Consider the following 26,195-nt stretch of genomic DNA (forward strand, 5'->3'; position numbering starts at 1 on the left):
TTTTCGGTATAATGAAGAAAAGAAAGCAAGACTAAAAGGAGTTTGAAAGATGGGAAAACGTAGTGAAAAGGAAAAAATGATTGCTGGTGAACTGTATCGAGCAGGCGATCCTGAGTTAGTAAAAGACCGTCAAGCGGCACGTGCCGTTTTAGAAGTATTTAATCAAACATTAGATCCGGCTGTTCGGGAAGAGCTACTAAAGGGGATTTTGGGGCAAGTAGCAGATACGATTTATATTGAACCGAATGTCCGTTTTGACTATGGATACAATCTTTTTGTGGGAAAAAATTTCTATGCGAATTTTGATTGCATTTTTCTTGATGTTTGTCCGATTACTTTTGGCGATCATTGCATGCTGGCACCAAATGTGCAAATTTATACTGCGAGTCACCCCTTAGAGCCGGCTGCACGGAAGAGTGGTTTGGAAGACGGGGCGCCGGTGACGATTGGTCATAATGCTTGGATTGGCGGAGGTAGTATTATTTTACCTGGAGTCACGCTGGGAGATAATGTCGTTGTGGGTGCGGGGAGCGTTGTAACAAAATCGTTTCCAGATAATGTCGTCTTAGCGGGCAATCCCGCTCGAGTGATTCGTTCTTTAGCAGAAGAAAATGTTACGGACCAGTCCCACCCCTTGGCGGCGACACGTCAAAAGATTGATGCCATTGACGCGCAAATTGTCAAGCTATTAGAAACGCGCATGACAGAAGTTTCAGAAGTTATCCGGATAAAAAAAGAAAATGGCATGGAAGTTCTCGATCAAACGCGAGAAGATCAAGTATTAGAAAAGGTTCGTCAACGGGTTCAAAACCCCGACTATGCAGAAACAATTGTGGCCACCTTTTCAGATGTGATGGCTCAATCGCGCCAGTATCAAAAAACGCAAAAGGAGCGATAAGTATGTTAGATGGGGAGCAACGACGAAAAGAAATTCTCGCAAGACTTCAAAAGACGAAACAAGCGGTGAGCGCGACGAAATTTGCCAAAGAATTTGGTGTGAGTCGTCAGGTGATTGTCGGCGATGTCGCACTTTTACGAGCAGCTGGGGAAGAAATTCTCGCGACCGCCCGAGGTTATCAATTAAACGCGAAAGAAATGGCGTCGGGCTTCTTAGCGAAGATTGCAGTACAACACGAAGAATCACTGACAAAAATCGAGTTAGAAACGATTTTAGCTTTTGGTGGGGAAGTCATCGATGTCGTCGTGGAACACGAGCTGTATGGTGAGCTTGTCGGTGGGTTGCATATTGCAAGCCAAGCAGACGTCGAGCGGTTTATGCAAAAGTACCAACACGCCAATGCTCGTCTCTTGTCACAGTTGACCAACGGCATTCACTTACATACCATTCGCTATCAAAAAGCAGGTGATTTAAGCAAAATCAAAGCAGCTTTGGCGGAAAAAGGTATTTTGTACCAAGGATGAAGGCAACCAGCCCTGGTCACCAAACTCTAGGTGAAGAACTTCCAAGGAATTTTTTACACAGGAAAAAAAGAGGTTGACAAAGTGTAGCGATTGCTGTAAATTAATGAGCAACAGCAAAATAATAAGAATTCCAATGAGAAGGAAAGTATACTTGGATGCTTTATTAGAGAGGCTCTGGTCGGTGAAAAGAGCTAAGTTCAGAAAAGTAGAAAAATGGCCTTGGAGGAAAGTTTGTCGATAAGTAGGCAAGCTCGGATCGTTTCACCGTTAAAAGAAACGCCAATCTTTCATGCAAAATGAAATTGTTGGGTCTAAGGGAAGGCAACTTCCGAACAAAAGGTGGTAACACGAATTTTCGTCCTTTTACTAGTTTCAACTAGTAAAGGGACTTTTTTGTTTTTTTAGGCACATGGATTGGGTCAAGGGGTGAATGATTCACTCGAAATGAGGTGGTACCACGCAAGAACGCGTCCTCAAATGAAGAAAGAATTCTTTGTTTGAGGGTGCGTTTTTTTGATTGGGAAACCGAAAGTTTAGACAAATTTAGGAGGAAGAACATGATTGAATTAAAAGATATTTCTGTGATTTTTAATCAAGGAAAACGTCAAATTAAAGCAGTAACCGATGTAAACTTAACGATTGAACGCGGCGACGTGTATGGAATTGTCGGGTATTCCGGCGCTGGAAAAAGTACGCTCGTTCGAGTGATTAACTTGTTACAACGGCCGACTACGGGGCAAGTAACGGTCGATGGGACGGAACTAACCCATCTAACCGCGAAAGAACTTAGAGCCAAACGCAAATCGATTGGGATGATTTTCCAACACTTTAATTTAATGGATAGTCGAACAATTTTTGATAACGTTGATTTTTCATTGAAATATTCAAAAAAAACAAAAAGTGAACGTCAAGAAAAGGTAACAGAACTACTCGAACTAGTCGGACTGGCAGACAAAGCCAATGCCTATCCAAGTCAACTCTCGGGTGGTCAAAAACAACGCGTTGCGATTGCAAGAGCGTTAGCCAATGATCCTGAAATTTTACTTTGTGATGAGGCAACGAGTGCTTTAGATCCGAAAACGACTTTACAAATTTTAGCTTTATTAAGAGAACTAAATAAAAAATTAGGCTTAACGATTGTACTTATCACGCATGAAATGCAAGTCGTGAAAGAAATCTGTAATCGAGTCGCAGTGATGGAAGACGGGCGTGTGATTGAACATGGCGATAGCGTTCAAATCTTTAGTCAGCCAAAACAACACTTAACAAAAGACTTTATTCGCACGGCAACGCATATTGACCAAGCCTTAGAGACGATTGTCGGTCATCCGAAGTTAGCAAAATTAGCGGAAGACGAATGGTTAATCGAACTTTCCTATGTCGGTGAACAAACGAGTCAACCGATTATCGCAGAATTATTTAGTTCTTATGAGGTAGTCACGAATATTTTATACGGGAACGTGGAAATTATCCAAGAAATACCATTGGGTAGCTTGATTGTCACCTTGAAAGGGACCTTAAAAAATCGGCAAAGAGCCTTTGAATATTTAAGAACTCAAGGGGTGAACGTGACGATTTTACAAGAAAGTAAACAAGGAGGGAATGCATAATGTATGCTTTTTTTGAAACATATTTTCCAAATGCCATCGCGATTCCAGATGAGTTTGTGAAGGCAACGATTGAAACCATTTATATGACTTTTTGGACGTCGTTAATTGGCGGTTTGTTAGGAATCTTTTTTGGCGTCTTACTCGTAGTTACTCGACCGGGAGGCATTTTGGAGCAGAAACCAATCTTTGCCTTTTTAGACCAGGTAGTCAATATCGTGCGGTCGATTCCCTTTATTATCTTGCTGTCCTTACTGGTTGGTTTTACCCGTTTGATTGTTGGAACATCGATTGGGGCGACAGCGGCTTTGGTCCCTTTAATTGTCGGCGTGATTCCATTTTTTGCCCGTCAAATTGAAATTGCTTTACTGGAAGTGGATCCAGGAGTCATTGAAGCGGCAGAAGCGATGGGAACGAGTCCTGTAGGCATTATTTTCCGCGTCTATCTTAAAGAAGGGTTGGCAGGGATTGTTCGAGTGTCTGCTTTGACCATTATTAATATTATTGGTTTGACTGCGATGGCCGGAGCAGTTGGTGCCGGGGGGCTCGGTAGTATTGCCGTTACTCGTGGACACAACCGTTATCAAACAGACGTGACGATTGTTGCCATGGTCATCATTTTAATTTTAGTTTTTATTAGTCAGGCCATTAGTAATCAAATCATTAAAAAAATTACACACTAAGATTAGGGGAGGAAATGAAAATGAAAAAATATGTATCGTTTGGTTTAGCAGCCCTTGCTTTATTGGTTTTAGCAACAGGCTGTGGAAAAAAGGCAGTAGAAGAAGAGCGAGTAACCGTGAAACTTGGCTTAATTGGTGAAGACACCGATGTATGGGATGACGTTCAAAGCCGTTTGAAAGAGGAAGGGATTGACTTGGAATATGTCAAGTTTACCGAGTATAGTCAGCCCAATATTGCTTTAGCAAATGGCGATATTGACTTAAACTCTTTCCAACATCAATACTTTTTAGATAACTTCAATGCAGAACATGATACCGACTTGACCTCGATTGGGAATACGGTGAATGCGCCTTTAGGCATTTATTCAGAAAAAATAAAAGACGTGAGCGAAATCAAAGCAGGCGATCAAGTTGCCATACCGAATGATGTAACGAATGGTGGTCGTGCCTTGAATCTGTTAGAAGCAGCTGGTCTAATTACAATTGATGCGAGCAAAAAACAGGCGCCCACAGTTTCTGATATTACTGAAAATAAGTTAAATTTAGAAATTGTTGAGTTAGAGGCTTCGCAAACGGCACGAGCAATCCAAGACGTGACCGTTTCAGTGATTAATAGTGGTATGGCCGTGGATGCTGGTTACATCCCCAATGACGATGCGATTTTCTTAGAACCAGTCGATGAATCGTCTCGTCCATACGTTAACATTATCGTTGCGCGAACAGAGGATAAAGAGAATGAAATTTATCAGAAAGTCGTTGCTGCCTATCAGACCGATGCCACGGTGAAAGTGATTGAAGCGACTTCAAAAGGGTCAAGTATTCCTGCTTGGGAGACCTTCGGCGAAAAATAAAAAAGAAAATGAAGAAAAAAAGGAGAGAATGGTTATGACAATCGCAACAAAAACAAAACATGAGGTTATTGAGACATTTATTAAAGAAAGTTTACCAAAGTATCAAGCATTAGCTCTTGCGATTCATGAACACCCCGAAGTGAGTAATTATGAAGTATATTCTTCGCAAGTATTAATTGATCAATTAAAAGCAGAAGGTTTCGACGTGACAAAGGACGTGGCTGGACACCACACTGGCTTTGATGCCCGTTACAAATCAGAGAAACCCGGACCGACATTGGCATTTTTAGCAGAATATGATGCTTTACCAGGCATTGGTCATGCTTGTGGGCATAATTTATTTGGCAATTATTCGGCACTTGCGGCAAGTGCCTTGAAACAAGTCATTGAAGAAGTCGGTGGTGAGATTCGTGTCTACGGAACACCAGGGGAAGAAGGGGGCGAAAATGGTTCGGCCAAAGGAAGTTTTGTCCGTGAAGGCTTCTTTACCGATGTGGATGCGGCCTTGTGTGTGCATCCAGGCCATCGCTACACCAAGACGTCTACCGGACTCGCAAACGATCCGGTTGATATTAAATTTTATGGAAGAGCGAGTCATGCGGCGGGGGCTCCTGAAAAAGGGATTAATGCCTTAGAAGCAGTCATTCAAGTGTTCAACAGCATCAATGCCTTACGCTTGCACTTGCCAAAGGATGTCAATATCCATGGAATTATTACAGACGGTGGCGTCGCAGCAAACGTCATTCCAGAATTTGCCTCTGCTCGTTTTTATTTACGAGCGGCGAATCGAGCAACGCTAAATGACGTGTACGAAAAAGTGGAGAATATCGTCAAGGCAGCAGCACTGGCGACAGGCGCAATTTATGAATTTGGTCTTTTCCAAAATTCGGTGGATGACATTATTGTGACAGACGCTTTTGATGAGGTTTTCTTTAGCCACGCGCAAGCAGCAGGGGTTCCAGAACATGAAATTGTCGCAGCCAAAAAACAAAGTTTAGGCTCTTCAGACGTAGGCAATGTCAGTCAAGTCATTCCAACGATTCAACCGACTGTTTCCATCTCAGATGATTACATTGCTGGACATTCAATTGAATTTAAAGCGGCGGCTCGCAGCGAAAAAGGGTTACGTTCGATTGGCATTGCAGCAGAACTGTTAGCGAAAACCGCGTTGGATTTGATTGAACAACCCGCCCTGTTAGAAAAAATTAAAGCAGCACATCAAGTGAGTTTGGCAAAAGGAAATTAATACAAAAAAAGGTTCCAATTCTCGTAGAATTATCCACGAGAACTGGAACCTTTTTTATTTCCCAAGTGCGTACGTGACTTACTCAATCACTAAGACGTCTGGTGTTAAAGCAAACGGATTTTCCTTGTGAATGTGATCGTAAAACATCACACCGTTTAAATGGTCAATTTCATGTTGTAAAACAATCGCTTGGTAGTTTTTAAAGCGAATTTTTTTGTTTTCACCTTGTGCATTCGTATAAGTGACCGTAATACGAGCAGGACGAATCACATAGCCTGGCACTTCTCGGTCGACGGATAAACAGCCTTCACCATCTGCCAAGCAAGCATCTTGCACGGAGTGGCTCACAATTTTAGGGTTATACATGACTTCTTTTAATAGCGGTTGGGGTTGTTCCGGATCGTTACTTGGGATTAAGACTGCAATGATCCGTTTTAACACAGCCAATTGTGGCGCAGCTAAACCGACGCCCCCACGTAAGGCTAGTTCTTCTGCTTTCACGGGATCTTGGCTATTTTCTAAAAATTCAAGCATCGTTTGGCCCAATTTTTGATCTTCTTCACTTAAGGGAAAAGGAACAGTTTGGGCAGTTTCCCGCAAAGCAGGGTGGCCTTCACGAATAATATCTTTCATTGTAATCATAATAAGTAGACTTCGCTCTCTTTCATCAAAAAATCAATCCCTAAAGGAAGGGATCTTTACTTGGTTAGTTTACCATAAAAGCATAAAAAGAGGCAAAAGAGAAATCAAAAACCTTTCTTTTTACCAAAAGTTAAGAAACATCTGAAATACTTCATCTACCGGACACTTGAATCCTACGAGAAGAGTGGCGTTTAGGAAGGTGCAAAAAAAATCACAAAAAAATCAATCCTTTTAGCTTGAGCTTTTTGTAAAAAAAAGCTAAAATGACAGAGTGTCATATGACAGGGTGTCATAGAGAGGAGGAAGAAGGATGCCGACAGAAACCTTTTTTAATTTAGCGAAAGAAAAACAAGAACGCATCTTAAAAGCAGCAGAGCGAGAATTTTCGCGAGTCGGATTAAAAGAAGCTTCGATTGCACGAGTGATTAAAGAAGCGGATATCTCGCGTGGCAGTTTTTATCAGTATTTTGAGGACAAAGAGGATTTATACTATTATTATTTTCAAACGTTAAAAACCAATGGGCATCGTTTTTTGATGCAAGCGATTGAAGAAAATCAAGGCGATTTATTTGCAGGGGTAGAAGAATATTTCATGCGCTTGTTGCCCGAAGTTTTTGAGGGAGAAAATCAAGCTTTTTTTCGGCATTTGTTTATGAATATGGATGCACATGGCTTCCAAAGGGTCATACCTTATCTCGAAAAGAAACAAAACAGGCAACTGGAAGATCATGCAAAAGCGATGAAGCAAAATCAAGCGCATCTGATTCAGGTGGTGAATCGAAGCAATCTTGCCGTAGCGAATGAAGAAGAGTTATTGCTACTATTTAAAATGCTGATGCATGTTCTTTTCTCAACGATTGCAGAAGGTTACCGCGAACAAAACAAGCAGATAGACACGACACTTGAACGCATCACTCAGCGTTTTTTAACGAAATTACAATGGCTCAAAGCGGGCGCAAGAAAGGATGAATCAGATGATTAAACTAGTGAAACGCGTCTCACTCGTTTCGGCAATGATGGCTGTGTTATTTATGGTCGTACAAGTGATTTCCGATTTGTATTTACCAAATCTAACTTCCAATATTATTAATGACGGGGTGGCCAAAGGAGACATTGATTATATTTGGCGAACCGGTTTGATTATGCTCGGATTTTCTCTCATTAGTATTCTTGCAGCAATCGGAAATACCTACTATGCGACGAAAGAATCACAAAAACTTGGTCAAACCTTGCGTAGCGAAATGTATCGGAAGGTTGAACATGCGTCAATTAAAACATTTGATAAATACGGAACAGCTTCGCTCATTACTCGAACAACGAACGATATTAACCAAGTCGCTTTAGTGACACAGATGTTTTTACGGATGATGATTAATGCTCCGATTACCTTATTAGGAGCGAGTTTTTTAGCTTACCAAAAAGATGCCAAATTAACTCAGGTTTTTTTAGTTGTCATTCCAATTATGATTCTAGTGATAGGTACGATTATGTTCTTTGCAGTGCCACTCTTTAAGAGTATGCAGGAAAAAACAGACCGTTTAAACTTAGTTTTTCGGGAGAATTTAACTGGTGTGCGTGTGATTCGTGCCTTTAATAAAACAAAATATGAAGAAAAACGCTTTGATGAAGCCAATCTAGACTATACAAACACTGCAGTGAAAGTCAATACGATTGTCTCATCGATGATGCCTTTAATGACCTTAATTATGAGTGGAACAAGCGTTGCGATCACTTGGCTGGGGGCGCACTATATTTCAGATATGCAACTAGAAGTCGGAAATTTGATTGCTTTTATTTCCTATGCGATGCAAATTTTATTTAGCTTTATGATGTTTGCCATGCTCTTTGTCATGATTCCAAGAGGGCAAGCTTCTGCCAAACGGATCAATGAAGTCTTAGCAGAAGAAGATCATGTGTTAGACGTGGCGCACCCCGCAGAAATAACGCACCAAGGAGCAAAAGCTAGCCTTTCCTTTAAGCAAGTCAATTATCGTTATGAAGGTGCAGAAAAATTAACTTTAGAAAATGTCGATTTCCACATCAAATCAGGCGAAACCGTAGCAATTATTGGTGGAACGGGTTCAGGAAAAACAACGCTCGTGAATTTAATTCCACGTCTGTATGATATCGAAAGTGGGGGCATTTGGCTGAATGGTCAAAACATTGCGGAAGTTACCCAAAAAAATCTCCGTGAAAGAATTGGTTTTGTTCCACAAAAAGCGGTTCTCTTCATGGGAACCATTCGTGAAAATATGCAATACGGAAACAAGCATGCGACCGATGAAGAAATTTGGCAAGCTTTAAAAACCGCTCAGGCTGACGATTTTGTGCGTTCTTTACCAGAAGGCTTAGATAGTTGGGTTGAACAAGGCGGCGGCAACTTCTCTGGTGGTCAAAAACAACGACTCGCCATTGCTCGCGCCTTAGTAAAACCGGCCGATGTCTTTGTGTTTGATGATTCTTTTTCTGCCTTGGACTTTAAAACGGACGCGAAATTACGGGCGGCTTTAAAAGAAGACGTCACAGACGGTATATTGGTGATTGTTGCCCAACGCGTCAGCACAGTCATGGATGCCGATGTGATTCTTGTTTTAGATGAGGGACAGGTTGTGGGACAAGGGACGCACGAAGCACTACTTGCAACCAATGAAACCTACCAAGAAATTGTCGCATCGCAATTGAGAGAGGAGGATCTAGCATGAGCGAAAAAGAAAGAAAACCGCAAGGAGGCCGACCAATGAGAGGCGGTCCTGGACGTGGGATTGGAATGAAAGCGGAAAAGGCCAAAAACTTTGGACCGACCGTCAAACGACTTTTTCGATATTTATCCAAACGAATCGTGGCAATCAGTCTCGTTTTTATTCTAGCGGTGGCTGCAGTCATTTTCCAAATTCAAACACCGAAAATCCTTGGACAAGCAACAACCGAAATTTTCGCCGGCGTAATGAAAGGTGTCGAACAAATGAAAATGGGAGAAAAAATCACTCATTTTCCGATTGATTTTGATAAAATTGCGAAAATTATTGCCATTGTCATCGGCATGTATTTCATTTCTGCAATCTTCAACTTTGCGCAACAATTTATAATGACGCGTGTTTCTCAGCGTACTGTTTATGAATTGCGTCAAGAATTGGATGAGAAAATGAATCGCTTGCCAATATCCTATTATGATACCCATTCAAATGGAGACATCATGTCGCGTGCGATTAATGACATGGATAATATTGCGAGTACTTTGCAACAGAACCTGACGCAATTTGTAACGAGTATCGTGACATTTATTGGGGTTTTGTGGATGATGCTAACAATTAGTTGGCAGTTGACTCTCATTGCCCTCGTAACGGTTCCTCTAAGTCTCGTCGTGGTTATGCTGATTGCGCCAAAATCACAAAAATATTTTGCCGACCAGCAAAAAAGTCTGGGACGATTAAATGACCAAGTGGAAGAAACATATGGTGGACACACGGTTGTGAAAACCTTTAACCATGAAGAAGCCGATCAAGCCGTCTTTGAAATTGAAAATGAAAAACTTTACCATGCCGGTTGGAAAGCTCAATTTATCTCAGCCATGATTATGCCCTTAATGAATTTTGTTAAAAATTTGGGCTATGTTTTAGTGGCAGTCTTAGGGGGGATTAAAGTTGCCAATGGCCAGTTACCATTGGGAGATGTTCAAGCCTTCTTGCAATATACGAATCAATTTTCACAACCAATTACACAAATGGCAAGTTTAATGAATACGATTCAATCAACGGTTGCTTCTGCTGAACGTGTCTTTGAAATTTTGGACGAGGAAGAGATGCAAGACACCGCTTCTGGTTTACCAGTTGAAACGCAAACACCTTATAAAGTTTCCTTTGAAAATGTCCAATTTGGTTATACCAAAGAGAACTTATTAATGACTGGCTTCACACTTGATGTGGAACCAGGGGAAATGGTTGCAATCGTCGGACCAACAGGCGCCGGGAAAACAACGCTTATCAACTTGTTAGAGCGCTTCTATGATATTTCCGGTGGAAGTATTCGTTACAACGGGAAAGATACACGCGATTTTAAACGGGAAGAATTGCGCAGTCACTTTTCCATGGTGCTACAAGATACTTGGCTCTTTACAGGCACTATTTATGACAACATTTTATATGGGAATGAACATGCAACCAAAGAGCAAGTCCTTGCTGCAGCTAAGGCCGCCCATGTCGATGAATTTGTTCGGAAATTGCCTGAAGGTTATGATACCTTGTTAAATGAGGATGCCAGTAATATCTCTCAAGGTCAACGTCAGCTCATCACAATTGCTCGTGCCTTTTTAGCCGATCCAGATGTCTTAATTTTAGATGAAGCCACATCCAGTGTCGATACAAGAACGGAACACCTGATTCAAAAAGCGATGGGGCGTTTACTTGAAAAACGAACAAGTTTTGTCGTGGCTCACCGTCTTTCAACCATTCGCGATGCTAGCAATATTATCGTTATGAATCAAGGATCAATTGTTGAAACAGGCAACCATGAAAACTTAATGGCCAGAGAAGGTTTTTATGCCGAGTTGTATAATAGCCAGTTCTCAGAAGAAGCCGAATAATAAAAAGTAGTGAATGAAATGGCGTGCAATCAAAGAATAAGGAAGGGGGGCTGTGACATAAGTCCCAGAAGAAACCCAGAAAAAGGATATTTTATCCGCTTTTCTGGTTTTTTTGGTACAAAAAAAAAGAGCACAGGATCACTACTCCCGCACTCTAATCAACCACCCTCGAAAGGATGATACAAATGAAACCTAATTATAACATAAATCAAATGACTTTAGAAATTTCAACGAGCGATGGTATGTGTCAAGTTATTTGAGGTTGAATAAAAATTTGAACTATTGACAAGCAGCTATTAATATTTTTTCATTTAAGAATGCCTCAACTACGTTCGGCTGGCCTCGTCACTTATGATGGAAACCTGCTTCCATCATAAGTAACGAGGAGTAGTGGATAATTGATTTAAGGCGCTTGATAGACGGTCTAAAGAGGAGGTTGAGGCATAACCATACCCAATTCGCCCATTAAAGACACCTGTATGTAGAATAAATCGTGGTTTTCTTTGAACCGCATGCTTCATTTTCTTCCATCGTATTTCATTCTCATACACCTCATTCGGTAAATCATAATATTGATTCAACCAATCATCGAGCTCATGGTTTCGTAAACTATCAATCACTCAAATCATGGCATTTGCCCCTGTTTTTGTCCACAATCGACCTTGTCGCTTCATCCGATAGGTCATTTTTCGATGAGTACTTTCTATTGATCCAATACAGGAATGCTTATCTTGAACCCCTCGGGCTTTCAGTGGACACAAATATTGCCAATTTCGTTGAAGATACGCGGTTAAAAGGCGAAGTTGTTCCGTGTATTGTTCTTCATGAGCGTCATCAATCAACTTTCTGCAGTATCCAAACAAGCCTGTACACGACCAAAATCATATTGACTCACAGCCTCGATTAATTTCTTTTGAAGGAGAGGCAAAAAATTCAACCGTTCTTTGATTTTTTGGTGCACATGGTATTTATCTCTAAAATGTTCATGACGAAAACAACCTAAAGAAAGCTCTTCAAAGACGTCTTTTTCATAACCTGAACCGCCATCACTATTAGAAATAACGATGGTTTCTTTTAAGTCATACGTTGCTTGAAGATAAGCCATCATTTCTTTTTGTGCTTGTTTGCGATTCAGGTGACTTACAAAATGGGGACGAGTTAAGGTCGATCGATTACCGTTTTTTTCTCTTCCTTCCGACACTTGGAATCGATGGATTTCAAGACGTGTTTTTTGCTGACCTCGAATAAGTACGCCATCTCCTTCAAGATATAAAAAAGAAACTTTTTTCTTTGCTTGCATCCCTTCATATCGCTGTTCATGTGTCCTTTTCTCTTGAATGAGTTTCCCTGTCTTGATCACTAACTGTTGCACATTTTGGTGACTCATACTCTGAGTGGTTAAACAATCGATGGCTTTCGATACATGACGATACACCATCAGAGAACCAAGTTCGGAAACATTTCTAAGAACCAAAGAACTGTAACGTGTGCCTTTTCGAATACCTAAGAATTCATCCAGAGGATAACGAATGTTCCCTTCTTTATTTTTTAAGCGTCTTCGTTGACTTTGACGATTACTTTGATAACCTTCTTTTTTTAATTGCTCAAAAAGTTCATCATCAAGCTGTTTAAATGCTTGTTGAGCAATTAAACAAATGAGTTCGATAAAAAAGAGCATCATGGCTTTTTCTCGACTTAAAAATGTTTTTTCTTCCTTCATTAATTTAATTAAATCTGATATAATAACTTCCATAAGAAACCGCCTCTGTGATTAGTGCTTGCCAGCCCGATTATAGAATAACGGTTTCTTTTTTATTCGTCTACCCCTTACCTCAATAAATTTTACACTTAGAATTTTATCAAGACTTGTTTTATTGTTCGAAGGAGAATGACTACAAAGGATTGACAAAGAAACAGAATTTATCATCTTCTATGAAAATATCTATAAAATGCTACTGAAGTACCTTCCTCAAATCAAAAATACTTTTACGTTGCCTACGGATATCGTAATTTTTGATAATAATAGAGCTCGAATTTTAGTGAGTTTTGAAAACAAAGAAATAAGCAGGGAGCTCCAAGAGGAGCTCTCTGCTTAAAATGAACATTATTTAACTGTTTAAAAAGTCTTCCCCATCATTTGGCGTAGAGATTTTTTAAAATTAAATTTTAGTCAGTTAATATTATTTTCCGGAAAATCAAGATTAATTGACTAAATAAGGTGTTTTACATATACTTTCTATTGTTAAACTAATAGGATATATTTTCTTAAATTAAATTACATTGTTTTGGTGATTAAATGTCCAGGCAGTACCAGTCCCACGTTTAATTTTTAGAGTAAGAGTATTCCCCATTGCGTGAGGTCCATTATCAGGTGAAACATATTTAGTAAAACCTGTGTTATAAGACCATGAGTCTCCTGAAGGATATTTAGTAGCATTTTGAGCATTTAACATATCACTGCATCCATATACAAGAGTTAGTGAAGTTATTTGTATTCCCGATTGAGAAATTGAACGACCACCGGAAACTGTGTTCAATAAATACATAGTCTTACTGCTTACAATTTTTTTATCATAATAATTTGTTGACCATGCTTTCACAGAAATAGAAGAATCCCAAGCTTCCTCATACTTAGTACCAGCTGCTAAAGGAGATATATTACTTTCGTTAGCATTACTTGTATCGATTACTTCAGTTTGTACAAATGCCTCTTTTCCAGTAATATCTTCTACCAATTCAGAAATATCTATTGTATAGACTGGCAAGTTGTAAATAAGCCCTTCGTCACTAATAAACTCCGTAAATTTATTTTCAGATTGAGAAAATAAATTTACTTTATTTTCATTTAGAATACTATCTATATTCTTTTGAATATAATTATCTACATTGAAAATATCTTCTGCATCTAGGGAGGCGTCTATGTCAGTAGACGCCTGTATTGTCTGTGTTGAGGCCATTCCTAAAAATATTAAACTTACCAAAAATATTATTTTTTTCAATGGTGCACTTCCTTTCTATAGACCGAAAAAACAACAATAAAAAATATAAATTATATATCCTATTAGTTAAATTTTAGGTTACTCATGTAGAGCTAATCAAAACTAATCAGTAATTTGATATGTAATCGTACTAATATCATTAATTTTATTTTTTGAAGGAACTTGAGATGTACCTGGTTCTGGGTCATATTGAAAAATTTTTATAGTATGTGATCCTACAGTAAAAAATTCTGGGTACATTTCAGAATCATAACTTTCAACGACGGAATAAAGAGCATTTGTATTTTTGTTTTTAACATCTGTAATTGGAAAACCTGCATCAATTTTATCAAAATAAACTTTAATCGATTGCTTCGAATCTAGATTAGAGGCATTGATTTGAATAGTAGAGGTTTTAAGACTATCCAAGTTAGTACCATTTTCTATTTCTACTATTCGATCATTAATTATTGCGGAAAAAACTATATCTAGTTTACCAGTATCTTTTAATTCAAAAATATCAGTAACCTTATTGGAATTCACACATCCAGTACCTAAAAATAAAATTAAAGAAAAAGAACTAGTAAAAAAAATAGTCTTGAATTTCATTGAACAAACCTTCTTTTCATTACTCTATTTTTGTTTTTAATCTACGTTGCATTATAACTTAAGGATATCACTAATTTTAAAAAAAATCATTTAATACCCTTTCTCTTTATTTTAAAACTTAGTTATCTCACCTTTTTTAAATTTATCCATATTTTCACTCTAGATTTATGAGCAATGAGAAAAATAGAAATTACGATGAGGTTATTCAAGTTTTTGACCACGGTTGCAGAATCAAATCGAAGGCAGCAACAAGGAATTAAACTAGCGAAAGAGCGTGGTGTTTATAAAGTCCAACCTGTTCTTTATTCTCCAACCTCGAAAGACCTTCAAAAGCGAGTCGTCTATGGTTGGGTAATTTCTATGGGGGAATCAATCTCTCATGTTGCCAGGACCCACGTAATAACCAGACAAATAGTCTATCGAATTAAAAATGAAATTGCTGAATAAATAGGCAAATTTTCTACGGTAACTTTTTAGTTTAAATTTCTAGTTCTAGAAATAGTGCAACATAAAATAAAAAAGGTGACTAAAACTAGCATTAAAGATGAAATGTTTTTCATTTCTATATAGTCAGAAGCTGTTTTAAGAAGCTTTCAATTTATTATTAAGTGCTTACTATGTTCTAAGTGAGACAATAATTGTAAAAAAACATAATTAACCGGTTGATTTATATCATCAAAAGTTGATCTTAGGATACAATTTTTAAACGATTATCGCTTATGTAATGGAGGATAAATATTATGAAAAAATTATGTCGATTTCAAAGTAGTGAAAACGAAATCAGATATGACTTCTAATTCTTCCGTCAAATTGCTTGACGATATAAAGGCGAAGGCAATCTGAAGAACGATTGGAAAATGGATGGAAGACAATTTTAGCAGTACAAACTAAACATGATTTCAAAACTCTCCTTTTCATCATTTTTCCATCTCATTATTATTATTGTTTTTTTGGTATAAAATTACAGTTCGGATATAAAGATATAGCGTTAATATAAATATATGTTATAATTGTATTGTAAGCGTTTTTGTAAAAAAATCAAGTTGATTTTGTAATTTAATTATTTATAATCAGGAGGGAAAAAAGTCAAGTCCACAATCCTGTGTAAAATACTATACAATGCTCTCACTATTTTTTACTTGGTAAATTTAATATACTTTCTTGATGAAGAAAGCCACTCATCGTGTTGATCAATAAGGACTGCTCCGATTAAACGATTGGCTGAAGCGCAGTTTGGAAAGATACGAATAATTTTTTCTCTTCTGCGCACTTCTTGGTTCAATCGTTGAAGAAGGTCGGTACTTTTTAAACGGTTGTGGGCATTCTCAAATAGAGTATATTGAAAAGCATCTTCGAAGCCATTGTCCAGGTTTTCGCAAGCTTTTGAATATTTTATCTGATCGATATAGTCACTGACCAGGCGATTCTTAGCTTTCCGCGCTAAGTTGATATCTGTAAGTTTAAAGATCGATTTTATGGCCTCTCTAAAGGGTTTTGAATTCTTTTTAGGAATACTCGTAAGGATGTTTCTTAAAAAGTGAACTTGACATCTCTGCCAACTTGAATTTATGAACGACTGACGGATCGCAGAAACTAACCCTTTATGGGCATCGGAAATCACAAGTTCCGTTCTTCGTAATCCTCTGTTTTTAAGGTATTCAAAGAAATAGGACCAAGTATCCTCACTTTCTTCATTTTGAATCATGAATCCGAGGATTTCACGGTCTCCGTCTTTATTTATCCCAATAGCGATATGGCAACTTTTAGAAAGGACTCGATTCTCTTCCCGTACTTTTATATAAAGAACGTCTGTCATTAAGTATGGATAATCTTTCTCTGAGAGCAAGCGATTCTGCCACTCACTGACCATAGGATCGAGCTGTTCAGTTAGACTGGAAACAAAGGACTTAGACACCGATTTCCCACATAGTTCTTCTACAATTTTTGAAACTCTACGTGTAGAAACGCCGGAGACATACATCTCAATCATCGAAGCGAGCAAGGCTTTTTCATTTCTTTGATATCGTTCAAATATCGTAGGAGAAAACTTGCCATCACGTGTTCTAGGTACTTTTAATTCAAGTGTGCCAATACGTGTTGTATAGTTCCGCTCGTAGTAACCATTTCGCTGACTTTGTCTATTTTCAGACCGTTCATAATCTTCGGCTTGAATGTATTCGGTTCGCTGATTCTCCATTAATTGATTGAAAACTGTTGTTAAAATATTTTTAGATACCTCATCTTTTACGGAATATTCAATAATACTTTGAAGCTCTTCGCTATTCAGTATAAAATGTACTTGGGTCATGTAAAGTCCTCCTAGGTATGTTTTTGTGGTTAAAAACATTGTACCGTAAAAGGACCGTTACATGGCCTTTTCTCTTTTACACAATTATATGGACTTTATCACTTCTTTTTATTTTTAGTACCATTATTCTATTTAGCACTTTTTTCTATCTTGTTGGTAAGTCGGACAAAGAAAACAAACAAAATACAAAGAAGAGTTCAACGTACTTATCAACTGATGAAAGTGCGAGTTTATCTTCAACTTATTACGATCAAAAAATTGAAAGAGTAGTAGAGGTAGAAACCCAAGAATCAAAGGTTGAAACAAATGAAATATTTGAATTAAATTTAACAACTGGTCAAATTATTCAGTGGATTCAATCCGTATTGACAGAAATGGGAACTTGAATTTTCAAATCAGTTCGGTGTAGAGATTAGTTGGGAAGTCATATCAAAAAAATTCTTGATACTAGTCTGGTAAAAATCAGATATGCGGAGAATCCAATGCATGAAGCTTATCAGATAATGGAAGATTTAACAGGAACTTGGGCAGTACCACAAAGTGATAATATATTTACGATTCATAGGGATCGTACATGGACTACACATGTTTTTGGGGCGAGTGAAGATAGACAAATACCAGTCAGTATCATTTCTTACTACGCTGCCTCTAGAGTATTATATTTAACAATTGATGGTAAAGATTCCAAGGTATACATTATTGGTGATTATGATGAGTTGAGAATTGTGAACGACGGTGGAATAGGTACAAATTTTATTAGCATACGTGAGTAATACTTAAGGCCTAAATTAAAAATAAACTATAAAAGGGGCTGTGACATCTGTCACAGCCCCTTTGCTGTTTTACGAACGTTTGGCAGATAAACGGGCAACAAAAGGCTGCGTTTTTGGAAACTTCACGAAATTCGAGCAATTGAAAAAGCCACTTATTCGAATTTCTTTCCAATTTCTCAGAGAAAAACGACTTTTGTCACACCTTCTTTTTTTATGGGTTTTCAATTTTCACCATGGTATAATTAGAGTAATTAATTTGGAGAGGAAAGAAATGAATGACATTATCCTTAAAACACGTCACAGGCGGTTACGGCCATGTTCCTGTCTTAAAAGATCTTAGTTTTGAAATTAAGAATCATGAATTAGTAGGTTTAATTGGTTTAAATGGTGCTGGAAAAAGTACCACCATCAAAGAAATTATGGGGTTATTGCAACCTCAAAAAGGGACCATTACTTTAGACGGACTTAGTTTAAAAAATGATCCGGAAGCCTATCGTAAAAAAATTGGCTATATCCCTGAAACCCCGGTTTTATATGAGGAATTAACTTTGAAGGAACATATTGAAATTACCGCGATGGCTTATGATATCCCTCAAGAAATCGCCTTTCAACGGGCAGAGAAGTTACTGGCTATTTTTCGCTTAGAAAATCGAGTGGAGTGGTTTCCAGCGAATTTCTCTAAAGGAATGAAACAAAAAGTCATGATTCTGTGTGCGCTATTAACCGAACCAAGTTTATTAATTGTTGATGAACCCTTTTTAGGCTTAGACCCACTAGCGATTCACGCCCTATTAAAACTTTTCGACGAGATGAAGCAAACTGGGGTATCGATTCTAATGTCTACCCACGTGTTGGCAACAGCAGAGAAACATTGCGATCGTTTCATCATCTTGCATGAAGGGGAAATTCGCGCACAAGGCACGGTCCAAGAGTTACAAGTTGAGTTTGCCTTGCCGCATGCCTCTTTAGATGAAATTTATCTAGCGTTAACGAAGGAGGCGTGAGCATGACAAGCTTCTTTCAACAACGCGTTCGCTTGCATCAGCGACGCATGCAGCGTTATTTAAAATATGTATTTAATGACCATTTTGCTTTTACTATGACGTTTTTACTGGGAGGATTGGGGTATTATTATTCTGGCTTATTAAAAACCTTGCCTTCACCTTACCCTATCGGAAAAATTATCGTGCTGTTGTTTATGCTCCTGATGCTCCACTTTGGTCGTTTTGCGAGTTTAACGCAATTACCCGATGGTATTTTCTTATTACCTAAGGAAAAGCAAATGCGAGATTATTTAAAACAAGCCTTGATCTATAGTTGTTACGTTCCCTTTGGTGTGTTACTCCTGACAACTGCGATGGCCATGCCATTCATCGTGATTGCGACCGGGGGCTATCCTTTTTCCAGCGTACTTTTCTTTCTCCTTTTGAATTGGAGTTTGAAATTTAGTCATTTACTGATTCAACGCTTGGCTTTCTTTCAGGGAGTCGAGAGACAGCGCAAACAAGCCTATCTCATCTGGTTGGGGATCAGTGTCTTGATTTTTGCGACGAGTCTTTTTGCATCTTATTATCTGGCTCTTTTCTTTAGTTTGCTGCAGGTAGTTTTCTTTTACCAATGGCTATGGCTGAAAATGACGGCACCGATTGATTGGGAAAAACTCATTCAAGGAGAACAAACACGTTTGCGCCGCGTCTATCAGTTTATTCATTTATTTACCGATGTGCCTGAGATGCAAGGAACCATCAAACGCCGGAAATATTTTGATGGCTTCTTATCAAAAATCAAGTTCGAACAAAGGAACACCTATCTGTATTTGTTTATGCGACACTTTTTACGAGGGACCGAATATAGTGGCCTCTACTTTCGTTTAACACTCTTTGGTAGTCTACTGTTATTTTTTGTGACGGACTTTTGGTTTGTTTTAGGGCTGGGGAGTCTTTTTATCTATTTAATTGGCTTTCAACTATTGCCATTAAGTGAGCAATTTCGCTATATGACCACAGTGCAGCTCTATCCCATTTCACCTTCTCAAAAGCAAAAAGCTTTGCAACAACTCTTATTTGTTTTATTATTGGTAACGTCTTTGTTATTTGCTTTCATCACATTGTTTTCTTTGGCTTCACTTAGTCAAAGTCTACTTGTCTTAGGCGGTTACTGGTTGGTAGTCAGTGGCTTTATTTGGTTGTATTTGCCTTATCGGCTAAAAAAATAAAAACCAGCTACCCGAACATACATGTGCTTGACGAAGTTTGTTCCAAAAGATAAAATGAAAGTTACTGTCTGAAGAAATAAAGGAGGAGGCGTGAAGATGGATCTGCGATTAGATAGCGGTTGGAAAGTCCGGCCGATTAAAGGGGACACCGGAAAAACATATCTTGGATTAAATGCAGAAGAAAAAGTCTTCATTAAACGCAATACGACTCCAATGCTAGCAGCACTTTCAAAAGAAGGGATCACACCGAAACTGGTTTGGACCAAACGGATGGGAAATGGGGACGTCTTAACGGCGCAAGAGTGGTTGGATGGACGGATTCTAGCTTCTGAAGAAATCGGGGAACGCAATGACGTCATTGATGTCTTGTATCATTTGCATCATTCATACTCTTTGAGTAACATGTTGGAGAAAATGGGTGGAAAAACCTATACTCCTCAAAGAATGTTGCAAGAGTATCAAGCAGACTTGCCACAGACCTTACAAGAAAATCAGTTTTTGACGCTCGTCTATCAGTACCTTGAAGCGCAGACGCCAGCTTTTCAAAAAGCGGATAAAACCGTCGTGCATGGCGATGTGAACTGCCGTAACTGGTTAGTTTGTAATCATTACTTATATTTGGTCGATTGGGATTCGGTCATGTTTAGTGACTTATTTGTTGATATCGGGACAATTTTAGGTCATTACGTACCAACGTCGAATTGGAGTCAGTGGTTGATTAGTTATGGGATTCATCCAAATAGTGAAAATCTAGAAAAAACCTATTGGTACGCCTTATTAAGCCTATTACAAGAAATCAAGAAATACTATTTTAAAGGTGAGTACCAACAAATGAATCGTGAAATTTTACAATTAAAACGTATCTACATTTAAACACCAACGAAGTAAGAAGAGAGGCTGCTTGTCGCTTCTCTTCTTTTTAATCAGAAAGGATAAGAAAATGAGAGTTAGAAAACGTCAAGGAGCAGAAGTGTTAATCGCGACACACCCACAATATGTAGTTGATGAGCCACAAAAATGGAAGGGACGTTGGGCGGAGCGCTTTGGAAATGACCAACCAATTCATATCGAAATCGGTATGGGAAAAGGGCAATTTATCTTTGGGATGGCAAAAGCAAATCCTACGATTAACTATATTGGAATCGATATGCAAGTGAGTGTTGTCTCTTTTGCTTTAGACAAACTGATTGCAGAGGCATTACCGAACTTGCAGTTACTCCATGTCGATGGTTCTGAATTAACCAACTACTTTTCTGAGAGCGAGGTCGATCAAATTTATTTGAATTTTTCAGATCCATGGCCAAAAACAAGACATGAAAAACGCCGCTTAACTTATCAAACATTTCTGGCTGTTGACGAACAAATCTTACGTCCAGCAGGCGAATTGCACTTTAAAACGGATAATCAAGGATTATTTGAATACTCGTTAGCAAGTTTTTCGCAGTATGGCTTAATTTTGCAAAAAGTCTGGTTGGATTTACATGCCAGTAAGTTTGAAGGCAATATCATGACCGAGTATGAAGAAAAATTCTCAGCCAAAGGCCAACCGATTTATCGAGTGGAAGCAAAATTTCCTGATAAAACGAAAAAATAAAGCGTGAATTGAAAGAAAGAGAAAGCTACGATGAAAAATCGCTGGCTTTCTCTTTCTTTGTGTGACTCTTCTTTAGTTGAAACCCAACAAGAACTAGTCCTAGATAGGAAAGAGATGGAAAAAGACGAAAGTTTGTGAAAAGACAGGGAAATCAATTTGTTTTAATGAGGCGTGAAAATGGAGTCATAGAAAAAAATTTGCTAAGATAAGGAGAAAAGGAGGGTCGTAAAAGAAATACCAGATGGAAATCAGCGAGTCCATTCATCGGATGGAGACGTCTGGTCAAGTAGAACTGTCGTCGAATTTTTTCACTTCTTTGTCGTTTGGAATGAACGGGTCATCCAGCCTGTTTTTAAAATTGGAAGACCGAGCAAGGGTTGTCCCTTCAAAACAGCTTGCCGAATCGTCGGTAAAATGAAGCGAGTAGGGTTCGTTTGTTTGAAAGCGTTCTCCATAACATTCAGACACTTTTTCTAGCAAAGTTGATTTGAAAGGTGTCGTTGCCAATCGTAACATTGGGAAATGACGCTTGCGTGCCGTCATGTTTTTACAGCACGGATGATTCGGGAAATTAGGAATCGACAGGGGAGACAATGGGGCAGTTGGATTGAGGCAACCCGTCCCTTTTTTAGAAAAAGAGTAGACGGTGACTACAATACAGAAAAAAAGGAGTGTGTTCGTTGTGAAAAAACTGTCTATGGTCACACAAATTGTCCTCGCAGTTTTATTAGGGGTTGCTTTTGGGTTATTGTTCCCAACCATGGGATCCGGCTTAAAATTATTAGGGGATGCTTTTTTACGCTTGATGCAAATGGCGATACCGGTCTTGATTTTGGGCCAAATCATTCAGGCAGTCGCTGGCATTCAACCACAAGAATTAACAAAATTAGGCGGGAAAACCATTGCCGTCTTTGGTATTTCTTCTTTGTTAGCTGCCGCTTGGGGGGTCTTTATGGCCGTTGCTTTCCAACCGGGAAAAGGAATTGATTTGTCTGGGGCCAAAGATTTAGGCATCCAAGTACAAGAAATTTCTGCGGGAGAAACTTTTTTAAATTTTTTACCTACAAATATTTTTACGGCCTTGTCCCAAGGTTCGATTATTCAAATTATTGTATTTTCACTTTTTTTCGGTGTCGGCTTAAATCGCTACTTGCAAAAAAGACCAGAAACCAAATTGTTTGAATTGCTCGTGGACTTTAATGAAGTCATCATCAATATTATTCGCTATGTTATGGTCCTCGCACCAATTGGTATTTTTGCATTGATTGCTTCAACAATTAGTAGCTTAGGCTTACAGATTATTTTGCCCTTATTAAAGTATTTAGTTATCTATGGTATTGCCACACTGCTATTTATTGGCTTATGGCTACTCGTCTTAGCAATTTATTGCCAATTAAATCCCTTACAAATCGTGAAAAACATGCGGAGTATGACCGTCATGGCCTTAGCCACGACGTCATCGGCGATTACATTGCCGATTGCAATGGAAGAATCAATTGAAAAACTGGGCTTGAGCGAGCGCATTACCAATTTAGTGTTACCTCTAGGGATGTCACTCAATAGCAATGGTTCTGCGATGCATATGGCGATTACGGTGATGACGATTTCTCAAATGTATCAAATGGATTTTTCAATGGCAAAAATGGTCACGGTCGCGGTCACTGCAACTTTCGTTTCTCTGGCCAATGCAGTCGTTCCCGGTGCCGGGTTAGTTTCCTTAGCCATCATCGTTCCTCAACTAGGATTGCCAATTGAAAGTATTGCTATTTTTGCAGGTGTCGAGTGGTTCGTCGGCATGTTGCGTACCTTCTTAAATGTGAATTCAGATGTCTATTCAGCCATCTTAATTGCACGGACGGTTAATGAAATTGACGATACCGTTTTTAATCAAAAAGCGAATGAACAAGTGTAGATGGAAAGACTCAAAAGCAGGTACTGGCTTTGAAAAGGAACAGTGAAATGGTTTGATAAAAAAAAGGAGAAGTTGTCCCGGTGTCAATTTCTCGAAGGAGTGAATCGCAATGAATCGTTACAAGAAATGGTTTTTGCTGTGTCTGGTCGGGGTGCTTTCACCTGTGACTGTTTTTGCAGCAGAAATGGATGAAATTGTTGCCCCCGGTGGTTGGTTCGGTGTGCTGACGATCGTGCCACTCGTTGTCGTACTGGTCTTGTTGTTTTTAAAAGTGGATATGATTATTGCTGGAGTCGTTGGCGGTCTTTTAGCCATGCTGATTGGCGGTATTGGTTTAGCTGAAGCCAATGCACAACTATTGGAAGCCATTCCAACGATGCTGGGTATTACCGTACCGATTATTAATTCAGCCATCGCCATGGCCGTCTTTAAGTCTGGTGGGTATTCTGCCGCACTGACCTTAGCTAAGCGCGGTACCAAAGGGAAAGTCGAACTGGTTGCCGTCTTTATTGTTCTCTTGCTCGCGGCAGCCACCTACATGTCGGGCATCGGTGGTGGGAGCGCGATGGTCATTGCTCCGCTAGCCTTTGCAGCTGTAGGTGTCGTTCCAGAGTTAATTGCAGCCATGTCTCTTGCTGCTGCGGTTTCATTTACGACATCACCTGCGTCACTAGAGTCCAGTATCGTTTCACAATTAGGCGGATTCGATGTAAGTACTTACGTCGTAACCATGCGTCCTTACTGGTTGCTCTTTGTCGTACTGGCTCTTATTTTAGCTTATTGGGGGACAAAACGTCGAGAAGTAGGCTTTAAAGAAGATGCCAATGATGAATTTACCGCAATGACAAATGGTCAACTCTTTAAAGTGACCTTTCCCGCAATTTTCTTATTGTTTGCTGTCATTTTTGGTCCGCTAGTCAATCAAATGGTCGGTCTGGCAATTTTTACGCCCTTGGTTTACATGGTTGTCACGTTAGCTTTGATTTATTTGTGTACGAAATTTAATTTAAATGAAACAGTCGAAGCGATGATTGATGGTTCGACCTATATCTTGACCCGTTTGTTCCAAGTCGGCATTTTTCTAGCTTTTATTAATGTCATCGCCCAAACAGGCACCTTTGCCGTGATTGCGGGAGTTGCCAAGGAGGCTCCTGGGGCAGTCGTCGTTCCAGTCGCTGTTTTAACCGGTGTCCTAATCGGCGTTCCTGCTGGCGCCTATGTTGGCTCCGTCTTAACCTTAGTGCTACCAGTGGCGATTTCATTAGGCTTTAGTCCTCTAGCACTTGGATTTGTCACAATGGGGGTCGGACTAGGCAGTCAGATGAGTTTTGTCAACATTACGATGCAAGCCTTGTCTTCTGGCTTTGATTTACCGATTCTAGATGTTGTAAAAGGCAACGTCAAGTGGATTAGTCTCGCTGCCGTCGTGTTATTAGTTATTTCACTCGTGTTAGGATAAGAAGGAGGAAGAAGAAAAAATGGATTTATTAATTCAAAATGCACGGATTGATGATCAAAAAGCACTCACTGATATTGGGATTCACGAAGGGAAAATCGTTCAATTGGCAGCCAATCTCCCGGCAACAGCCAAACGGGTGATTGACGTTGCAGGAGCAGTCGTTATCCCTGGATTGGTTGAAAGTCATATTCATCTGGATAAGGCGCTAATTGCAAGCCGCAAACCGAATCAATCGGGAACACTAAAAGAAGCAATTGAAGTGACGGCAGAACTCAAGCCAACCTTTACCAAAGAAGACATTTACGAACGGGCAAAAAAAGCACTGGAGATGATTATTCCCAATGGGGTGACTGCGATTCGAACGCACGCGGAGTTTGATCCTGCGCAAGGTTTTACCGGATTTGAAGTTATTTTACAATTAAAAGAGGAATATAAAGACTTGGTGGACATTCAAGTGGTTGCTTTTCCACAAGAAGGGATTTTTAAAGCGCCAGGAACCAAAGAAATGATGTATCAAGCGATGGATATGGGAGCCGATGTTGTAGGTGGCATCCCTTATAACGATGCCCCAGCCAACGATCATATTGACTTGATTTTTGAAATTGCGAAAAAATATGACAAACCAATTGACCTACACCAAGATTTTGCAGATGAAGCCGATCAGATGAGTATTGAGTACCTCTGTCAAAAGACGATCGCAGAAGGGTATGAAGGGCGGGTTTCTGTTGGACACTTAACGGCATTACATGCGTTACCAAATGAAAAACTCCAACCAATCATTGAGTTGATGGCGCAAGCACAAATCAATGTGATGGCATTGCCGGCAACCGATTTACATCTAGGTGCGCGCAATGACGAATACAATGTCCGTCGAGCAGTAACGCCAATTCGTAAATTACGTGATGGAGGCGTGAATGTCTGTATTGCGACCAATAATATTCGAAATGCATTTACACCTTACGGCAATGGGGACCTTTTCCAAACCGCCATGTTGGCGATTCCGGTTGCCCATCTAGGAGGCGCCGATGATTTACCAACCGTATTACCAATGATTACCGAAAATCCAGCCAAGGCGCTAAAACTAGAAGGTTATGGGATTAAAGAAGGCAATCAAGCGAATTTAGTCGTCTTAGATACGAAACGGGTTCATGATGCGATTATTGATCTTCCTATCCGTCTTTTTGTCATTAAAGATGGCCGTGTAACGGTTGAAACCACGAAAGAGGTCAAAGTGAATCGTTAAGACATGCTTGTCAGCACGCACAATATTTGTGTGTGCTGTTTCTTTTCAAAAACCCATCAAAAGTCTGATAGACA

At 39.3% G+C, this 26,195-nt stretch carries 21 protein-coding genes, 1 pseudogene and 1 other annotated feature; of the genes and pseudogenes, 17 read left to right on the forward strand and 5 right to left on the reverse strand.

All coding sequences use genetic code 11. The features are described from left to right. Positions 1–49: 49 nt before the first annotated feature. The 6 genes from ACYSNO_RS09950 to ACYSNO_RS09975 all read left to right on the forward strand — a co-directional run bounded on the left by ACYSNO_RS09950 (position 50) and on the right by ACYSNO_RS09975 (position 5,809). Positions 50–898: a chorismate mutase gene (locus ACYSNO_RS09950; protein WP_461730933.1), complete on the forward strand. Its 849-nt coding sequence runs from the start codon at positions 50–52 to the stop codon at positions 896–898. A 2-nt stretch (positions 899–900) separates the two neighbouring features. Continuing rightward, complete coding sequence (locus tag ACYSNO_RS09955; protein WP_461730934.1) at positions 901–1,422, forward strand: 3H domain-containing protein; 522 nt, start codon at positions 901–903, stop codon at positions 1,420–1,422. 124 nt (positions 1,423–1,546) lie between these two features. Next, positions 1,547–1,788: a binding site (T-box leader), on the forward strand. Positions 1,789–1,979: 191 nt separating this feature from the next. Continuing rightward, positions 1,980–3,032: a methionine ABC transporter ATP-binding protein gene (locus tag ACYSNO_RS09960; protein WP_461730935.1), complete on the forward strand. Its 1,053-nt coding sequence runs from the start codon at positions 1,980–1,982 to the stop codon at positions 3,030–3,032. Next, complete coding sequence (locus ACYSNO_RS09965) at positions 3,032–3,712, forward strand: methionine ABC transporter permease (protein ID WP_461730936.1); 681 nt, start codon at positions 3,032–3,034, stop codon at positions 3,710–3,712. Before ACYSNO_RS09960 ends, ACYSNO_RS09965 begins: the two co-directional genes overlap by 1 nt. A 20-nt stretch (positions 3,713–3,732) precedes the next feature. Continuing rightward, positions 3,733–4,563, forward strand: a complete 831-nt coding sequence (locus ACYSNO_RS09970; RefSeq protein WP_461730937.1) for a MetQ/NlpA family ABC transporter substrate-binding protein — start codon at positions 3,733–3,735, stop codon at positions 4,561–4,563. 28 nt (positions 4,564–4,591) lie between these two features. Next, the gene (locus tag ACYSNO_RS09975) at positions 4,592–5,809 is read left to right on the forward strand and encodes a M20 family metallopeptidase (protein ID WP_461730938.1); all 1,218 of its coding nucleotides are present in this window, start codon (positions 4,592–4,594) and stop codon (positions 5,807–5,809) included. 78 nt (positions 5,810–5,887) lie between these two features. Here ACYSNO_RS09975 and def read toward each other — a convergent pair whose 3' ends face one another. Further along, positions 5,888–6,451 carry a peptide deformylase gene (gene def / locus ACYSNO_RS09980; protein ID WP_461730939.1) on the reverse strand — a complete coding sequence of 188 codons (564 nt, stop codon included), beginning with the start codon at positions 6,449–6,451 and terminating at the stop codon, positions 5,888–5,890. 310 nt (positions 6,452–6,761) lie between these two features. On the opposite strand from def, the gene ACYSNO_RS09985 reads away from it, so the two are divergent. The 3 genes from ACYSNO_RS09985 to ACYSNO_RS09995 are packed head-to-tail and all read left to right on the forward strand — an operon-like array spanning position 6,762 to position 11,030. Further along, positions 6,762–7,433: a TetR/AcrR family transcriptional regulator gene (locus ACYSNO_RS09985; protein WP_461730940.1), complete on the forward strand. Its 672-nt coding sequence runs from the start codon at positions 6,762–6,764 to the stop codon at positions 7,431–7,433. Further along, positions 7,426–9,153 carry an ABC transporter ATP-binding protein gene (locus ACYSNO_RS09990; RefSeq protein WP_461730941.1) on the forward strand — a complete coding sequence of 576 codons (1,728 nt, stop codon included), beginning with the start codon at positions 7,426–7,428 and terminating at the stop codon, positions 9,151–9,153. Before ACYSNO_RS09985 ends, ACYSNO_RS09990 begins: the two co-directional genes overlap by 8 nt. Next, on the forward strand, positions 9,150–11,030 hold the full coding sequence (locus tag ACYSNO_RS09995; RefSeq protein ID WP_461730942.1) for an ABC transporter ATP-binding protein: 1,881 nt from the start codon (positions 9,150–9,152) through the stop codon (positions 11,028–11,030). Before ACYSNO_RS09990 ends, ACYSNO_RS09995 begins: the two co-directional genes overlap by 4 nt. A 371-nt stretch (positions 11,031–11,401) precedes the next feature. Here the strand turns inward: ACYSNO_RS09995 and ACYSNO_RS10000 are convergent. The 4 genes and pseudogenes from ACYSNO_RS10000 to ACYSNO_RS10015 form a co-directional block, all read right to left on the reverse strand. After that, positions 11,402–12,783, reverse strand: a pseudogene (locus ACYSNO_RS10000) (ISLre2 family transposase). Positions 12,784–13,300: 517 nt separating this feature from the next. Continuing rightward, positions 13,301–14,029, reverse strand: coding sequence for a hypothetical protein (locus ACYSNO_RS10005; RefSeq protein WP_461730943.1), 729 nt, complete (start codon positions 14,027–14,029; stop codon positions 13,301–13,303). 102 nt (positions 14,030–14,131) lie between these two features. Continuing rightward, a complete protein-coding gene (locus ACYSNO_RS10010; RefSeq protein WP_461730944.1) occupies positions 14,132–14,617 on the reverse strand; it encodes a hypothetical protein in 486 nt (161 codons plus the stop codon). A 1,135-nt stretch (positions 14,618–15,752) separates the two neighbouring features. Continuing rightward, on the reverse strand, positions 15,753–16,925 hold the full coding sequence (locus ACYSNO_RS10015; protein ID WP_461730945.1) for an IS256 family transposase: 1,173 nt from the start codon (positions 16,923–16,925) through the stop codon (positions 15,753–15,755). Between the two features lie 482 nt (positions 16,926–17,407). Between ACYSNO_RS10015 and ACYSNO_RS10020 the strand changes: the two genes are divergently transcribed. From ACYSNO_RS10020 to ACYSNO_RS10055, 8 genes are all read left to right on the forward strand, one after another. Further along, the gene (locus ACYSNO_RS10020; RefSeq protein WP_461730946.1) at positions 17,408–17,698 is read left to right on the forward strand and encodes a hypothetical protein; all 291 of its coding nucleotides are present in this window, start codon (positions 17,408–17,410) and stop codon (positions 17,696–17,698) included. A 275-nt stretch (positions 17,699–17,973) separates the two neighbouring features. Beyond that, a complete protein-coding gene (locus ACYSNO_RS10025) occupies positions 17,974–18,702 on the forward strand; it encodes an ABC transporter ATP-binding protein (protein WP_461730947.1) in 729 nt (242 codons plus the stop codon). Between the two features lie 2 nt (positions 18,703–18,704). After that, positions 18,705–19,913, forward strand: coding sequence for an ABC transporter permease (locus ACYSNO_RS10030; protein WP_461730948.1), 1,209 nt, complete (start codon positions 18,705–18,707; stop codon positions 19,911–19,913). Between the two features lie 96 nt (positions 19,914–20,009). Then, positions 20,010–20,786 (forward strand): phosphotransferase family protein, encoded by a 777-nt coding sequence (locus ACYSNO_RS10035; RefSeq protein ID WP_461730949.1) that lies wholly within the window; start codon positions 20,010–20,012, stop codon positions 20,784–20,786. Positions 20,787–20,853: 67 nt separating this feature from the next. Next, complete coding sequence (trmB, locus tag ACYSNO_RS10040; RefSeq protein WP_461730950.1) at positions 20,854–21,507, forward strand: tRNA (guanosine(46)-N7)-methyltransferase TrmB; 654 nt, start codon at positions 20,854–20,856, stop codon at positions 21,505–21,507. 682 nt (positions 21,508–22,189) lie between these two features. Then, positions 22,190–23,419, forward strand: a complete 1,230-nt coding sequence (locus ACYSNO_RS10045) for a dicarboxylate/amino acid:cation symporter (RefSeq protein WP_461730951.1) — start codon at positions 22,190–22,192, stop codon at positions 23,417–23,419. Positions 23,420–23,528: 109 nt separating this feature from the next. Further along, positions 23,529–24,878, forward strand: coding sequence for a citrate transporter (locus ACYSNO_RS10050; protein WP_461730952.1), 1,350 nt, complete (start codon positions 23,529–23,531; stop codon positions 24,876–24,878). 19 nt (positions 24,879–24,897) lie between these two features. Beyond that, complete coding sequence (locus ACYSNO_RS10055) at positions 24,898–26,121, forward strand: amidohydrolase family protein (protein WP_461730953.1); 1,224 nt, start codon at positions 24,898–24,900, stop codon at positions 26,119–26,121. The last annotated feature ends 74 nt before the right edge of the window (positions 26,122–26,195 follow it).

This window comes from Enterococcus sp. LJL98, from assembly GCF_054871745.1.